This window comes from Microbacterium sp. NPDC006705 (assembly GCF_044903545.1).
In the GTDB taxonomy this organism is placed as follows: Bacteria; Actinomycetota; Actinomycetes; order Actinomycetales; family Microbacteriaceae; genus Microbacterium; species Microbacterium plantarum.
In genome coordinates, this window is the sequence record NZ_JBJDQQ010000002.1 from 21156 (window position 1) to 35339 (window position 14184).

Annotated in this window: 14 protein-coding genes and 1 tRNA gene; 4 read left to right on the forward strand and 11 right to left on the reverse strand. The window is 70.5% G+C overall.

What is annotated here, in order from left to right; all coding sequences use genetic code 11:
• The first annotated feature begins 4 nt into the window (after positions 1-4).
• A complete protein-coding gene (locus ACI2K6_RS10630) occupies positions 5-478 on the forward strand; it encodes a histidine phosphatase family protein (RefSeq protein WP_282501076.1) in 474 nt (157 codons plus the stop codon).
• Between the two features lie 7 nt (positions 479-485).
• Here ACI2K6_RS10630 and ACI2K6_RS10635 read toward each other — a convergent pair whose 3' ends face one another.
• The gene (locus ACI2K6_RS10635) at positions 486-962 is read right to left on the reverse strand and encodes a YbaK/EbsC family protein (protein ID WP_404568594.1); all 477 of its coding nucleotides are present in this window, start codon (positions 960-962) and stop codon (positions 486-488) included.
• A 94-nt stretch (positions 963-1056) separates the two neighbouring features.
• Between ACI2K6_RS10635 and ACI2K6_RS10640 the strand changes: the two genes are divergently transcribed.
• Positions 1057-2127 (forward strand): Glu/Leu/Phe/Val dehydrogenase dimerization domain-containing protein, encoded by a 1071-nt coding sequence (locus ACI2K6_RS10640; RefSeq protein ID WP_404568595.1) that lies wholly within the window; start codon positions 1057-1059, stop codon positions 2125-2127.
• 116 nt (positions 2128-2243) lie between these two features.
• On the opposite strand, the gene mgtE is transcribed toward ACI2K6_RS10640, so the two are convergent.
• From mgtE to ACI2K6_RS10665, 5 genes are all read right to left on the reverse strand, one after another.
• Entirely contained in the window at positions 2244-3602 is a 1359-nt protein-coding gene (gene mgtE / locus ACI2K6_RS10645; RefSeq protein ID WP_404568596.1) for a magnesium transporter, read from the reverse strand.
• 368 nt (positions 3603-3970) lie between these two features.
• Positions 3971-5617 (reverse strand): dipeptide ABC transporter ATP-binding protein, encoded by a 1647-nt coding sequence (locus tag ACI2K6_RS10650; protein ID WP_404568597.1) that lies wholly within the window; start codon positions 5615-5617, stop codon positions 3971-3973.
• On the reverse strand, positions 5614-6531 hold the full coding sequence (locus tag ACI2K6_RS10655) for an ABC transporter permease (protein WP_404568598.1): 918 nt from the start codon (positions 6529-6531) through the stop codon (positions 5614-5616). The genes ACI2K6_RS10650 and ACI2K6_RS10655 overlap by 4 nt, the downstream gene beginning before the upstream one ends.
• The gene (locus ACI2K6_RS10660) at positions 6528-7493 is read right to left on the reverse strand and encodes an ABC transporter permease (RefSeq protein ID WP_274178569.1); all 966 of its coding nucleotides are present in this window, start codon (positions 7491-7493) and stop codon (positions 6528-6530) included. The genes ACI2K6_RS10655 and ACI2K6_RS10660 overlap by 4 nt, the downstream gene beginning before the upstream one ends.
• A gap of 43 nt (positions 7494-7536) precedes the next feature.
• Positions 7537-9063 (reverse strand): ABC transporter substrate-binding protein, encoded by a 1527-nt coding sequence (locus ACI2K6_RS10665; protein WP_404568599.1) that lies wholly within the window; start codon positions 9061-9063, stop codon positions 7537-7539.
• Between the two features lie 150 nt (positions 9064-9213).
• Between ACI2K6_RS10665 and ACI2K6_RS10670 the strand changes: the two genes are divergently transcribed.
• Positions 9214-9882: a DUF1028 domain-containing protein gene (locus ACI2K6_RS10670; protein ID WP_404568600.1), complete on the forward strand. Its 669-nt coding sequence runs from the start codon at positions 9214-9216 to the stop codon at positions 9880-9882.
• Here the strand turns inward: ACI2K6_RS10670 and ACI2K6_RS10675 are convergent.
• The 3 genes from ACI2K6_RS10675 to ACI2K6_RS10685 form a co-directional block, all read right to left on the reverse strand.
• Positions 9863-10456 (reverse strand): helix-turn-helix domain-containing protein, encoded by a 594-nt coding sequence (locus ACI2K6_RS10675; protein ID WP_282501081.1) that lies wholly within the window; start codon positions 10454-10456, stop codon positions 9863-9865. The genes ACI2K6_RS10670 and ACI2K6_RS10675 overlap by 20 nt on opposite strands.
• A gap of 101 nt (positions 10457-10557) precedes the next feature.
• Positions 10558-11124 (reverse strand): NADPH-dependent FMN reductase, encoded by a 567-nt coding sequence (locus tag ACI2K6_RS10680; RefSeq protein WP_023954623.1) that lies wholly within the window; start codon positions 11122-11124, stop codon positions 10558-10560.
• A gap of 90 nt (positions 11125-11214) precedes the next feature.
• Positions 11215-11287: transfer RNA gene (locus ACI2K6_RS10685), tRNA-Ala, on the reverse strand.
• 57 nt (positions 11288-11344) lie between these two features.
• Between ACI2K6_RS10685 and ACI2K6_RS10690 the strand changes: the two genes are divergently transcribed.
• Positions 11345-12544: an amidohydrolase family protein gene (locus ACI2K6_RS10690; RefSeq protein WP_282501082.1), complete on the forward strand. Its 1200-nt coding sequence runs from the start codon at positions 11345-11347 to the stop codon at positions 12542-12544.
• A gap of 7 nt (positions 12545-12551) precedes the next feature.
• Here ACI2K6_RS10690 and ACI2K6_RS10695 read toward each other — a convergent pair whose 3' ends face one another.
• Positions 12552-13454: a large exoprotein gene (locus ACI2K6_RS10695; RefSeq protein ID WP_404568601.1), complete on the reverse strand. Its 903-nt coding sequence runs from the start codon at positions 13452-13454 to the stop codon at positions 12552-12554.
• Between the two features lie 72 nt (positions 13455-13526).
• Positions 13527-14168: a GNAT family N-acetyltransferase gene (locus tag ACI2K6_RS10700; protein WP_404568602.1), complete on the reverse strand. Its 642-nt coding sequence runs from the start codon at positions 14166-14168 to the stop codon at positions 13527-13529.
• Positions 14169-14184: the final 16 nt, after the last annotated feature.

The window sequence follows — 14184 nt, forward strand, 5'->3', positions numbered from 1 at the left end:
TTCCATGACGACGCTCATCCTCGCGCGGCATGCCAAGAGCGACTGGGGCTCGCCCTCACTCGACGACCACGACCGTCCGCTGAACGACCGCGGCATGCGCGACGCCCCCGCGATGGCTGAGCGGCTGGCGAGCACGGGCGTCGAGGTCGAGCGCATCCTCGCCTCGACCGCGCTTCGCGCTCGCACGACGGCGGCCGCCTTCGGTGCCGTGCTCGGGCTCGAACCCGAACTGCGCGACGAGCTCTACGGCGCCTCGGCGCGCGTGCTCCTCGACGCGGCGAGCGGCAGCGGTGCGCGGTCGGTGCTCGTGGTGGCGCATGACCCGGGGATGACGGTGCTCGCCGAGCGCTTGTCGAACGGCGGCATCGGCGGGATGCCGACGTGCGCGGTGGCCACTTTCACGTGGCGGACCGACGACTGGGATGTCGCGACCGCGACCGACCCCGACGAATGGACCTTCGACAGCCCGAAGGGCTGAGCCCCGCTCAGACGACGGCGACGACCGTTCCGCCGGTGAGGCGCACCAGCTCGTCGAAGGTCAGCGGGAAGACGGTGTGCGGGGTGCCGCCGGCCGCCCAGATCTCGTCGTACTGCGCGAGGTCTTCGTCGATGAGCGTCGCGAGAGGTGCCGGGTGTCCCGTCGGCGCGACCCCGCCGATCGCCTGTCCCGTCGCGGCGCGGACCTGCTCGACGCTCGCGCGCGTGATCGCGCTGCGCCCGGTGCGCTCGGCCAGTGCGGCCGTGTCGACGCGGTGCGCCCCGCTGGTCATGACCAGCAGCGGCTCGCCGTCGGACCAGAAGACGAGGCTATTGGCGATTGCCCCCACCTCGAGGCCGAGCGCCGCTGCGGCGAGGGCGGCCGTGGATGCGGCATCCGGCAGAACGACGATGTCGCCGAGGATGCCGGCAGCGCGCACGGAGTCGTGGACGATTCGGCTTCGTGGAGGCAGATCGGTGGTCACGCTCACACTCTAGAAGGGGCACAATGGGCTGGATGCCGCAACGCCGCGGCACGGAGAGCATGAGCCCACAAGGCTCCGCCGAAAGAGGATCGCGATGACCCACGCCCTGCCCTTGCCCGATTTCACGCACGAGCGCGTGGAGGTGATCACGGGGCGGCGGAGCGGCCTCTTCATCTCCGCCGCGCTGCACTCCTCGGTGCTCGGCCCCGCCCTCGGTGGCGCCCGGGTGTGGACGTACCCGCACTGGAGCGACGCCCTCGGCGACGCCCTGCGCCTGTCGGCGGCGATGACGCTGAAGAACGCAGCCGCGGGTCTGGATGCCGGCGGCGGCAAGGCCGTGATCGGGCTGCCTCCGGGAACCGTGCTCGACGCCGAGCGGCGCCGTGCCGCATTCCTCGACCTCGGTGACGCCGTCGAGTCGCTGGGCGGCCTGTACCGCACGGCCGAGGATGTCGGCTCGACCACCGACGACATGCTGACCGTCAGCGAGCGAACGGCACACGTCGTGGGGCTCCCCGACCGTGTGGGCGGCTCGGGCGAGCCCGCAGGCCCCACGAGCATCGGCGTGCACGCGTCGCTGCTCGCGACGCTCGAGCGCGCGACCGGTTCTCGCGAGGTCGCCGGACGCCGGGTCACGATCGCCGGGCTCGGGCAGGTGGGCAGCCGGCTTGCCGTGCAGCTCGCCGCCGAGGGAGCAGAGCTGACCGTGACCGATGTGAACCCGGCCAAGCGCGAGCTCGCGACGAGCCTGGGCGCCACCTGGATCGAGCCCGCCGAGGCCCACCTCGCCCCGGCCGACGTGTTCGTGCCCGCCGGCATCGGCGGCGTGCTGACCGACGAGGTGATCGATGCCCTCGATGCGCGGGCGGTGTGCGGACCGGCGAACAACCCGCTCGCGCACCGCTCCGGCGCCGACCGCCTGGCCGCGCGCGGCATCCTGTACGCCCCCGACTTCGTCGTGAACGCGGGCGGCGTCATCTACCTCGACCTCGCCGCGAAGCAGCGCGATCGCAGCGAGATCGCGACGCGCGTCGAGGGCATCGGCGACGTGCTGCGGCGCATCTTCGACGAGGCAGAGGCCCGGGGTGTCACGCCGCTCGCCGCCGCGGAGTCGCTCGCCGCCGAACGCCTCGCCGCCGGGGCAGCGCGCGACGCCCTGGTCTGACCGCGTAACCGGGATGCAAGGGATCGTGGCCGACACGCCGGCGGAACGGCATCCGCACCGGCGCGCCGCGCCCGATACCTTGCATCCCGGCACCGACCCACGGCGCAGGCATGGGCTCAGATCTGCAGGATGGCGCGGGCGATCAGGAAGTACAGGATCAAGCCGCTGGCATCGACGAACGTCGTGATGAACGGGTTCGAGAAGACGGCCGGATCGACCCGGATCGCACGCGCGAGCAGGGGCATGACGCCCCCGACCGTCGCGGCCATCGTGCACACCGCGATCAGAGTCACCCCGATGACGAGACCGATGCGCGGCTCATAGACGAGGGCCGTGACCGCGAACCCGACGAGCCCCAGGATGCTGCCGAGGAAGAATCCCACGCGCACCTCGCGGCTCAGCACCCGCACGACGTCGCGAGGTCGCACGTCGCCCAGCGCGAGCGCACGCGTGACCGTCGTCGCCGCCTGATTGCCGGTGTTGCCACCGGTGCCGATGAGTAGCGGGACGAACAGCGCGAGCACCGTGATCTGCGCGAGCGTCGCCTCGAACGCCGACAGCACCTGCACGGTCAGGGTGGCTCCGACGGCGAGGACGAGCAGCCAGACGACCCGCGATCGCACGATCTGCAGGATCGGCGTCGAGAGGTAGGGCCGGCGCAGGGGTTCGGCGCCACCCTGGCGCGCGGCATCCTCACTCTCCTCGTGCTCCAGGATGCGGGCGGCGTCGTCGACAGTCAGGATGCCGACGAGTCGCTCCTCGCTGTCGACGATGGGCAGCGCGAGCAGGCCGCGTTCGGTGCACCGGCGCGCGGCGGTCTCGGCGTCGTCGTCCACGCTCGCGGTCTGCGCGCTCTGCATGATGTCGCGGAGGCCGGCGTCGGGGTCGGCGGCGAGCAGGTCGCGCAGGCTGACGACCCCGGCGACGCGACGACCCGCGTCGACGACGGGGAGCGTGTACACCGTCTCGGCGTCGTGCAGACGCGCCCGCACCCGGTCGAGCGCGCCCGCGACCGTGCTGCCGATCGGAACCGACACGAACTCCGGGCTCATGCGGCGCCCGATCGAGCCGCGACGGTAGCCGAGCACGGCGGCGGTCATCTCGCGCTCGTGAGCGGGAAGCCCGCGCATCAGCCGGGATGCGAGCGATGCCGGCAGCTCGTCGACGAGCCAGGCGCGGTCGTCGGGGTCGAGGTCGCCGAAGATGTGCGCCACCTCGGCGTCGCGCAGGTCTCCGATGAGCTCCCCCTGCATGTTCGGCGAGAGCGCTTCGAAGACCTGCAGCGCGTGGTCCTTCGGCAGCAGCCGGTAGGCGACGGCGCGGCGACGACCGTCGAGTCGCTCGAGCACCTCGGCGAGACGCTCGGGCTCGACGTCGGCGAGAGCGGCCGCGGCCGACGGCAGATCACCGCGCGACAGGGGCGCGGCGATGCCGTCGACGACGATGGTCAGTTCGTTGATCTGCTCCGGAGTCATGGGAGCCCTCCTCATGTGGACGCGCGCACATCCGTGGCATCGTCACGAAGACGACGGCACGGAGAACATCGCGAAGCCTGCTGGCGCGTCGCACCGCGGCTCGTCCGCTCAGGAGTCGATTCGGTCGACGAGCGGGCCGGCAGCGGGCGCGGCGCTGATGATCTCGCGATGGCAACTATCACCGCTCATTGAGCACCTCACCTCACTTCCTTTTTCTCGCAGGTCGACGACGGGCAGATGAGGATCTGCCGTCGATCACGGGCCGGGCGGCGGCACATCGGATGCCGCGGGCCGAACCCCGCCGACCATGCTACGCCTCGCACCTGAACGAACCCGACAGCGCCGTCGCGACCCGCGCCGTCGCCAGGTCACGGAAGCGACAGGCGGACCCGCGGCTCCTCGGGCGGCACGGCGGCGAGGAGTCGCCGGGTGTAGTCATCCGACGGCTCGGCGAAGATCTGCCGGGCCGGCGCCGACTCGACGACCTTGCCGTCGCGCAGCACGACCACGTCGTGACTCATCTGCTGCACGATCGCGAGGTCGTGGGCGATGAAGAGGTACGTCAGTCCCAGCTCGCCCTGCAGGTCGCGCAGAAGGTCGAGCACGCGCGCCTGCACCGAGACGTCGAGCGACGCCGTCGCCTCGTCGAGGATCATCAGCTCCGGTTCGAGGGCGAGGGCGCGAGCGATCGAGATGCGCTGACGCTGCCCGCCCGACAGCTCGTGGGGGAACCGGGTCGCGAATGCCGCGGGAAGACCGACCATGTCGAGGAGCTCTGCCGTGCGCCGTTCTCTCGCGACGGCGTTCGGCCCGCCGAGCCGGTGCACGGTGAGGGGTTCGGCGATGGCGTCGCCGACGCTCCGCCGAGGGTCGAGCGAGGCGAACGGGTCTTGGAAGACCATGGAGATCCGCCGGCGGTCGCGCCGCCCGGAGCGCAGCACGTCGCGTCCGGCGAGCGTCGCGGTGCCCGAGTCGGGTCGCACGAGACCCGTCAGCGCATTCGCGATCGTCGATTTGCCCGACCCCGACTCGCCCACGAGAGCCGTCGTGCAGCCGCGCCGCACCGAGAACGACACCCCGTCGACGGCGTGGATGGTACGACGTCCGGTGGGAGTCGGAATCGTGAACGACACATCGAGATCTGTCACCTCGAGAAGGGACTCGGATGCCGCGGGCTCGGGCGGGCCGGCATCCGCCACGATCCGCGGCCGCGCGCGGAGCAGCTCACGCGTGTAGTCGTCGTCGGGGGCGGCGTAGATGTCGCCGATGGGCCGGTGCTCGCGGGTCCGTCCCTCGCGCAGTACGAGGACGTCGTCGGCCACTTGCCCGATGACGCCGAGGTCGTGGCTGATCCACACCACGGCGGTGCCGCGCTCGTTCTGGAGCTCGCGCACGAGGTCGATGATCTGGGCCTGGGTGGTGACGTCGAGCGCAGTCGTCGGCTCGTCGGCGATCAGCAGCGCCGGATCGCAGGCCAGCGCGATCGCGATCATCGCGCGCTGACGCTGACCACCGGAGAACTGGTGCGGGTAGGCGTCGACACGCTCGTCGGGTCGGGGCAGGCCGACGGCGTCGAGCAGGTCGATCGCACGCGTGCGCGCCGCGCGGCGTGACAGACGGCGATGGGTCTCGAGCGACTCGGTGATCTGCCGACCCACGGTCAGGAACGGGTTGAGCGACGTCGACGGGTCCTGGAAGACGAAACCGACGCGGTCGCCGTGCACGCTGCGCAGCGTGCGCTCGGATGCGCCGACGAGCTCCACGCCCGCGGCATCGATGCTGCCGTCGTCGTTCCGGCGGCGCAGCACGCTCGATCCGCCGACGCGGGCCCCCGGGGCGTCGATGAGCCCGGTCGCGGCGAGCACCGACATCGTCTTGCCCGACCCCGACTCGCCCACGATACCGAGGGTCTGGCCGGCGATGACGTCTAAGCCGAGGCCGTGAACGATCTCTCTCGTACCGATGGTCACGCGCAGATCGCGCACCGAGAGCACCGGGTGAGCAGCGGCGGTCATCGCGCCCTCCTCGCTTCGATAAGGGTCCGCTGACGCGGATCGAGGATGTCGCGCAGGCCATCGCCCACGAGGTTGAAGGCGAGCGCCGTGACGAAGATCGCGGCGCCGGGAAAGACGCTCATCCACCAGGCCTGGCCGAGGAAGCCCTGCGCGGTGAACAGCATCCCTCCCCACGAGGGCGCGGGAGGCTGCACGCCGAGTCCGAGGAACGACAGCGCCGCCTCGGAGAGGATTGCGAAGGCGAGCGAGAGCGACGTCTGGACGACGACGGGTCCGGCGATGTTGGGGAGGACGTGGCGGCTGAGGATCCACCATCCGGGCGTCCCCATCGTCTGCGACACCTGAACGAACGCCGAGGTGCGCACCGACAGCGCGCTGGCTCGAGCCACCCGGGCGAAGATCGGGGTGTAGACGATGCCGATCGCGATCGTCGTCGTCACCTGGCCCGGCTGGAAGATCGCGACGATCGCGAGCGCGAGGAGCAGCACCGGGAACGCGAACATCACGTCGACGACCCGCATGAGGGCGGCATCCACCCACCCGCCGCGGTAACCCGCGACGGCGCCTATCGCGAGGCCGAGGACGAGGGCGAACAGCACGGCGACCACCGCGATCGTGAGCGAGGTCGACCCCGCCACGAGCACGCGCGAGAGGACGTCGCGACCGAGCTCGTCGGTGCCGAACCAGTGCTCGGGGCCGGGCGGCTGCAACGCACGCGAGACGTCGATGTCGTTGATGCCGTAGGGGGCGATCCAGCCCGACAGCACCGAGAGCAGCACGATGGCGAGCAGGCCCGCACCGCTCACCACGGTCGTCGGGTTGGACAGCAGCAGACGCCAGGCAGGCGTGCGGCCATGCTCGGTGGCGGCGGGTGCCGTGGCGGGCTCGGAGGCGGAAGAGGCGTCGATGGTCATGAGACACGGATCCTCGGGTCGGCGATCGCGTAGAGCACGTCCACGATGAGGTTGACCGCGATGAACATCACGGCCACCAGCAGCACGGCCCCCTGGATGAGCGGATAGTCGCGGGCGGCCACGGCTTCGAACACGAGACGTCCGAGACCCGGCCAGGCGAAGACCACCTCGACAACGACGACGCCGCCGAGAATGGTCGCGAGCTGAATCCCGGCGATCGTCAGAACCGGAACCAGAGCGCCGCGCACGATGTGCCGGAACGTCACGACACGGCGCGGAAGGCCCTTCGACACCGCGGTGCGGACATACCCCGCCGACGCCACGTCGATGACGGCCGCCCGGATGTAGCGGGTCATGATCGCTCCCGCGACCAGGCCGACGGTGAGCCCGGGCAGGAACACCTGTCGCAGCCACCCGCCGGGGTCGGTGCCGAAGGCGACGTAGCCACTCGCCGGCAGCCAGCCGAGCGTCACGGAGAAGAGCGAGATGAGCAGCATCCCGAGCCAGAAGTCGGGGATCGAGACGCCGAACTGGCTCGTGAGCCGCACGATGACATCGCTCAGGCGTCCCTCGCGGAGGGCTGAGTAGATGCCGGCGGGCACGGCCAGGACCAGCGCGATGACGAGGCCGACCAGAGCCAGCGAGACCGTCGCCGGCAGGCGGTCGAGCAAGGTCACCGTCACCGGCTGGCCGTTGCGGAAGCTCACCCCGAGGTCCCCCGTGACGGCGCTGCCGAGGTAGCCGAAGAACTGCTCCCACAGCGGGCGGTCGAGACCGGATGCCGCGCGCAGCGCCTCGTAGGCCTCGGGGGTGTACCGCGTGCCGAGGGCCAGGCGCACCGGGTCGCCCGGCACGAGCTGGATGAGGGCGAAGACGACGACGGCGACCCCGAGCAGCACGAGTGCCGACGAGAGCAGGCGCACGCCGAGGAACCGGGCGATGCGTGCGGGGCTGATTCTCATGAGGCCTCCTCTCGGGGGGAGCGTGCTGCTCGAGGTCGTCATGTCAGTCGCCGATCGATGCGCCGGCGAATCGGATGGCGCGGTCGGCGCGCGTCTCGTAGCCCGAGACCTGCGGCGACCACACCTGGATGACCGACGGGTTGTAGAGGTAGATGTAGCTGGCCTCGTCGGCGATGATGGTCGCGGCCTGGGCGTAGAGGCCCTTGCGCGCGTCCTGGTCGACCTCGACACGGGCGGCGTCGAGCAGTCCGTCCACCTCACTGTTGGAGTACTTCTGCGCGTTGCTGGCCCCATTGGTGTGGTGCTGCGAGTAGTAGAAGTCGTCGGGGTCGATGTTGCCGAGCCAGCCCATCATGAGCATGTCGAAGTTGCCGGAGTTCTGCTCGTCGAGCCAGGTCGAGAAGTCGGGCTGGCGGATCTGCACGTCGATGCCGAGCGGTTCGAGGTTCGCGGCGATGATCTGTGCAGCCGTGACGGTCTCGGGATAGTCCGACGTCGCGAGCAGGTCGAGCGTTCCGCCGGCGAAGCCGGCCTCGTCGAGCAGCCCGCGGGCGGTGTCGAGGTCGGTCGAGTACCGGTCGTACGAGGTGTACCAGACGCTCTGCTCGGGGATCGCGAGCTGGTTCTGGGCTGCGGTTCCGTAACTGACCGCCTGGACGATCGCGTCGCGATCGATCGCGTAAGCGATCGCTTGCCGCACCCGCACGTCACTCCACGGTCCCCGTGCCTCGTTCAGCGCCAGGTACCAGTAGTCGCTCGAGGGCGTGAGGCCGAGCTGCACCGCGTCGTCGCCCTGAAGGTCGGCGACCTGCTGCGTCGGCACGACATCGGTCCACTGGATGTCTCCGGCGCGGAGCGCGGCGAGAGCCGTCGCCGGCTCGGAGATGAAGCGGAACTCGACACCGCCGAGGTCGGGCGCACCACCCCAGTAGTCCTCGTTGGCGGCGAGGTCGATGCGGTCGCCGGCCGTGTAGCTCGCGACCGAGAACGGTCCGGTGCCGATCGGCGCGGTGGTGATGTCGCCCGACTCGACGTTCTCCTTCTTCACGATCGCCATGCCCTTGAAGCCGCCGAGGTTGCTCAGCAGGTTCGGCGTGGGCTGCGACACGGTGATGACGACGGTGTCGTCGTCGGGAGCGGTGACGTCGGTGACCGCGCTGAACTTCCAGGCGTTGGCGAGTTCCTCGTCGATGATGCGGTCGTAGGAGTAGACGACATCCGCGCTGGTGAAGTCGGATCCGTCGTGGAAGGTGACGCCGTCGCGCAGATCGAAGGTCCAGGTGAGCTGGTCGTCGCTGACTTCCCAGCTCTCGGCGAGAGCGGGCTGCATCTCGAGGTTCTCATCGGGGGCGACGAGCGTGTCGAAGACGTTCTCGAGCACCTCGAACGCGAAGTACGAGCTCGTGCGATGCGGGTCGAGCTGGTCGGGTTCACCGCCGATGGCCGCGACGAGGACGTCTCCTTCGACGCCGGCGGCGCCGTCGAGGTCGACGCCTTCGCCCGCGGAGCAACCGGCGAGGGTGAGCGCCGCGACGAAAGTCACGGCGCCGAATGCGGTGCGCTTGTTCATGGTCTGCCTATCGGGTCATCGGTCAGGGCATCATCGCTGGTGCATCATTTTGATGATGATTCGATCAGTATGTGCCACCATGAGGGAGGGCGACAAGCACAGGCCCATCTCGAAACAGAATCTTCACAATCGCCCCGCGAGAGGAATCGCATGACCTTCACCGTCCTGGCACGCGACGGCCGTACGGGCCTGATCGGCGCCGCCACGGCGAGCAGGTCGCTCGCCGTTGGCAACGCCGTCATCGAGGTGCGGCGGGGCGTCGGCGCGGCGGCGAGCCAGGCCTGGACCAACCGGGCGTTGCGGGGCCGCCTTCTCGACGCCGTCCCGTCGGGATCCGCAGCGGATGCCGTCGCCCTCATCCCCCATTGGGATGACGAGCCGGCACTGCGCCAGGCCGCCGTTCTGCCGGCGGCGGGCGCGGGGGCAGCGCACACGGGTGCGGACACGTCGCCGTGGAGCGGCCACCTCGTCGAGAGTGACCTGATCGTCGCCGGCAACCTGCTGACCGGCGAAGACGTGCTCACTGCCATCCGAGACGCCTGGATGGCAGGTGACGACGATGACGAGGTCGCCCCGGCCCCCGATGCGGCCGCGTTCGCCGCGCGTCTCGTCGCCGCTCTCGCGGCGGGGGAAGCGCAAGGCGGTGATCGCCGGGGTCGCCAGAGCGCTGCGGTCGTCGTGACCTCGTCGAGTCTCGCCGGAGACGCATGGGTCGACCTCCGGGTCGATGACCACGGCAACCCACTCGCCGAGCTCCACCGGCTCGTCGAGCTGCGCGCGAGCGATCTGCGCGCGGATCTCAGCGCTCGAAGGGCGTAACGGCGCCGAGCACGACCGTCACATCATCGTGCCCGTTGGCCCACCAGTGCGCCTCGGAACAGCCGTAGGTCACCGTGTCGCCGGCTTCGAGCCGCACGCGGCGCTCGCCCTGCGCGACGATGAGCACCCCGCGTTCGACCGTAACGGTCTCGGTGCCGATGTGCCGGAACGGGCGGCTCTCGTTGCTGAACCCGACCGGCAGGGTCGACCGGATCAGCTGCAGCATCGACTCCCCCCGGGGGGTCAGCAGTTCGCGGACCGACTGCTGACCGGCGGGGATGTCGGCGATCGGCGGCATCCGGTGCCCCTGGCCGGCGACCACGACGGCGAGCTCACCCGCCGGCTCGTCGAGCAACTGGCCGACCGGCACACCGAGGGCACCCGCGAGTCGATGGATCGACTGGAGCGACGGATTGCCCATTCCGCGCTCGAGCTGGCTGACGAGCCCGAAGCTCACTCCCGCCTTCTCCGCGAGGGCGTGCACGCTCAGCCCGAGGCGCTTACGCGAGTCACGGACGGTCGCGCCGAGAGCGCGCACCGCTTGGGCTTCGTCGGTCTCGGGAGGGCGCGTCACGCCTGTCACCCTACCGGCGACGACACCATGCGCCGGGGTGCATCACGACGACAGGGCGCCCGACCGTGTGGTCGGGCGCCCTGTCGAGAGGGGTCTGCTGATCAGCTGGCGGCAGCGAGGTTCTTCGCGACGTGCGCGTGCACGGCCTTCAGCCACGAGAGCAGGAACTCGGACGTCGACTCGTTGGTGACGGTGCCGTCGTCGTCGATCAGCCCCTCGGTGAGCTGCAGGTAGCCCTCGGGCTGCGAGAGCTCGGGCGACGCGAGGAACGAGAGGATCGAGCGCAGGTGCTGCTGCGCGACGGCGGTGCCCACCGCGCCGATGGAGATGCCGATGACGGCGGACGGCTTGCCGGCGAAGCTGTTGTCGCCCCACGGACGGCTCGCGGTGTCGAGAGCGTTCTTCAGGACGCCGGGCACCGAGCGGTTGTACTCGGGGGTGACGATGATGACACCGTCGGCCTTCTCGACCGCAGCCTTGAACTCGGCAGCCTCGGCGGGGATCGACGCGTCGTTGTCAGCCGAGTAGAAGGGCAGCGGTGCGATCGGGATCTCGGTGAGCTCGAGCCCGGCCTGCGGGGCCAGCTTGGTGAGCGCCTTCGCCAGACGACGGTTGATCGAGGTCGACGAGATGCTGCCGACGATGACGCCGACGTTGTAGGTGGTCATGGACGAAACCTCCCGGGGGATCGATTCATTTGCATACAGTGTACCCGTCGTAGAACGCGAAAAGCCCCCGCGATGCGGGGGCTTTCTCGGTGGACCTGAGGGGATTCGAACCCCTGACCTCTTCATTGCGAACGAAGCGCGCTACCAACTGCGCCACAGGCCCGGAACTCCCCCACACTATCACGCTGTCAGGGTGCACCCGCGCGCGCACAATGGAGGGATGCACCACCCCGCGGCATCTGTCATTCGCAAAGTCCGCGTCTCCGACGCCACCGCCGTCGACATCCGCATCGCCGACGGCCTGATCACCTCGGTCGAGCCGGCCACGCCGCAGGCGCCGTCCGCAGACGCGGGCGACACTGGCCTCGAGATCGACGGGCGCGGGATGCTCGCGCTGCCCGGCCTCGTCAACACCCACGCCCACGTTGACAAGTCGTGGTGGGGACTCCCGTGGCAGTCGTACGGCGGCGAGGGCGGCACCGATGGCCGCATCCGACACGAACGCGCCCGCCGCGACGAGCTGGGGATCCCGAGCGTCGCGACGACGGCGCACGTCCTCGAGCAGTTCGTCCGTCACGGCACGACCGCGATCCGCACGCATGTCGATGTCGACCTCGGTGTCGCCCAGCGCGGCATCGAAGCGGTGCGCGAAGCGGTCGCGGCATACGACGGGGCCCTCCAGGTGCAGATCGTGGCCTTCCCCCAGGACGGCGTGCTGCGCCGCCCCGGCGTCATCGACCTGCTCGACGAGGCGGCCGCCGCCGGCGCGGAGTTCATCGGCGGGCTGGATCCTGCGTCGATCGATCGCGACCCGGTCGGCCAGCTCGACGCGCTCTTCCGCGTCGCCGCCGACCGCGGGGTCGGAATCGACCTGCATCTGCACGACCCCGCCGAGCTCGGCGCGTTCCAGATTGAGCTGATCATCGAGCGGACCGAGCGGTTCGGCCTCGCGGGACGCGTCAACCTCGCGCACGGGTTCGCGCTCGCACAGGTCGGCGCGTCGCACCGACGCGACCTGCTGCAGGCGATGGCCGCGCTCGACATCACGATGACGACAGTGGCGCCCCTGCGCCTCTCCCAGCTGCCGCTTCACGAGATGGATGCCGCGGGCGTGCGCTTCGGCTTCGGCACCGACGGCATCCGCGACCTGTGGAGCCCCTACGGCACCGGTGATCTGCTCGGCATCGCCTGGCAGTACGCCCGCGCCTCGAGCCTCGTCCGCGACGACGACCTGCGCCGTGTGGTCGACATCGCGACGGGCGGTTCGGCCCCCTTCGCGGGACTGCCGGTCGGCCGGATCGAGGCGGGCTCTCGCGCCGACATCATCCTCGTCGACGCAGAGAACCCGATGGACGCCCTCGTTCGGACGCCCGAGCGCGAGCTCGTCGTGGGGAACGGGCGCGTCCTGTTGCAGCGCTGAGCCGGGATCAGCCTGCTGCGCGCTGCGCGAGAAGTCGCCGGACGTGGTCCTCGATCTGCGCGTCGTCGACCTGACCCGTCGGCACGAACGCCGGGGTGGGTGCCTTGGCGGCGCGGCTGGCGGCAATGGATGCCGGCGCGCGACGCGCGGCCTCTCGCTGGATCGCCTCGCCGACGGCGGCCTGACGGAGAGCTTCGCGCGCATCGACCTCGTCGAGAACGGCCGCGGCACGCGAGCCGGCCGAGGCCGTGAGCGGGCGGGGCAGCTCGCGGGGAGTCCACGTGGCACGCGCGTCGGCGAACTCGAACTCGGGCACCACGGCCGAGGCCGGCTGGACGGTAGCGGTGACAGACGGCGCGACGACGGCCGAGCGAGCGGCGCGTCGAGCCACCGCAGCCATACGGTTGAGCACGACGGTGGCCACGAGCAGGGTCGCGATGCCCGCGATCAGCAGCGCGGCCGATCCGGACGACGCCAGCATCCAGCCGCCGGCGCCGCTCGCGCCGACAGCCAGCAGAGCGGTGATCGTCGTCGCCAGGCGGAGACGGCGACGGACACGCGCGCGGTGCTCGGGCGACGCCATGCGTGCGGAGCGCGCGACACGCACTTCGCGGCGCGCTTCGATGAGCCGGCGGCGCTCGCTCTCGAGTCGCAGCTGCTCCTTCTCGTGCTGCACCTGACGCGCGAGCTTCTGCTGCGCCAGCGCGGTGCGCGTCGAGAGCTCGACCCGCACCTCCTCCGGCGCCTCAGCCGTCTCGGCGAGCACGCGCAGCGCCTGGTTCAGGCGGACGGCGTTGCGCTCGGCGGCGTCGTAGCGGTAACGACTGTGCCAGGACGGAAGCAGATAGACCATCCACAACGCGACCGCGACGAGGACGATCACGCCACCGCCGAGAACCTGCCCACCCATGGGGACAACCGTACGTGGCATCCCGCGTGGTGACACATCAGACACACGCGTGTCTGAAGTTCTTGTTCAACTTTAAGGTTCGAGTCCCGCCGCGCGACGGTCGGCACGGGGGATGGCCGCCGCATCAGGCGGCACTGCGCCCTCGAGCCAGCGCCCGAGGACGCCGCGCGGCACCTCCTCCGCGACGAGTGCGAAAGCGAAGTGATCGCGCCAGTCGCCGTCGATGTGGATGTAGCGACGGCGGAGTCCCTCGTAGCGGAATCCGAGCTTTTCGACCACCCGCAGGCTCGCCCGGTTCTCCGGCCGGATGCAGATCTCCATCCGGTGCAGCCGCAGTTCCTCGAAGCAGAGGTCGGTCGCCAGGGCGACAGCGGTCGGCGTGATGCTCTTGCCGGCGAAACGCTCGCTCACCCAGTACCCGATCGTCGCCGACGACAGTGAGCCGCGCGCGATGCCCCAGACGTTCAGCTGCCCCGCGATCTGCCCCTCGTGCTCCATGACGAAGGGCACACCGGCGCCGTCACGGTACTGCTGCAACAGACGCCGGATCCCGAGGCGCATGTCGAACGACACGGGACCGTCGGGGCTCGTCGCTTCCCACCGCTGCAACCACGACCGGTTCGCGAGCAGCTCGGACTGCAGGATGCGGGCGTCGCGCGGCCTGATCAGGCGAATGGCCACCGGTCCGTGGTGACGGGGGGCGGTGGCATCCACGCGCTCTACCGTTTCT

What these genes read in the sequence shown, in the direction of transcription:
- ACI2K6_RS10655 (WP_404568598.1), bottom strand. Translation starts at nt 6,531, where the DNA reads ATGACCATCGACGCCTCTTCCGCCTCCGAGCCCGCCACGGCACCCGCC.
- ACI2K6_RS10630 (WP_282501076.1), top strand. Translation starts at nt 5, where the DNA reads ATGACGACGCTCATCCTCGCGCGGCATGCCAAGAGCGACTGGGGCTCG.
- ACI2K6_RS10665 (WP_404568599.1), bottom strand. Translation starts at nt 9,063, where the DNA reads ATGAACAAGCGCACCGCATTCGGCGCCGTGACTTTCGTCGCGGCGCTC.
- ACI2K6_RS10640 (WP_404568595.1), top strand. Translation starts at nt 1,057, where the DNA reads ATGACCCACGCCCTGCCCTTGCCCGATTTCACGCACGAGCGCGTGGAG.
- ACI2K6_RS10650 (WP_404568597.1), bottom strand. Translation starts at nt 5,617, where the DNA reads ATGACCGCCGCTGCTCACCCGGTGCTCTCGGTGCGCGATCTGCGCGTG.
- ACI2K6_RS10690 (WP_282501082.1), top strand. Translation starts at nt 11,345, where the DNA reads ATGCACCACCCCGCGGCATCTGTCATTCGCAAAGTCCGCGTCTCCGAC.
- mgtE (WP_404568596.1), bottom strand. Translation starts at nt 3,602, where the DNA reads ATGACTCCGGAGCAGATCAACGAACTGACCATCGTCGTCGACGGCATC.
- ACI2K6_RS10660 (WP_274178569.1), bottom strand. Translation starts at nt 7,493, where the DNA reads ATGAGAATCAGCCCCGCACGCATCGCCCGGTTCCTCGGCGTGCGCCTG.
- ACI2K6_RS10670 (WP_404568600.1), top strand. Translation starts at nt 9,214, where the DNA reads ATGACCTTCACCGTCCTGGCACGCGACGGCCGTACGGGCCTGATCGGC.
- ACI2K6_RS10680 (WP_023954623.1), bottom strand. Translation starts at nt 11,124, where the DNA reads ATGACCACCTACAACGTCGGCGTCATCGTCGGCAGCATCTCGTCGACC.
- ACI2K6_RS10695 (WP_404568601.1), bottom strand. Translation starts at nt 13,454, where the DNA reads ATGGGTGGGCAGGTTCTCGGCGGTGGCGTGATCGTCCTCGTCGCGGTC.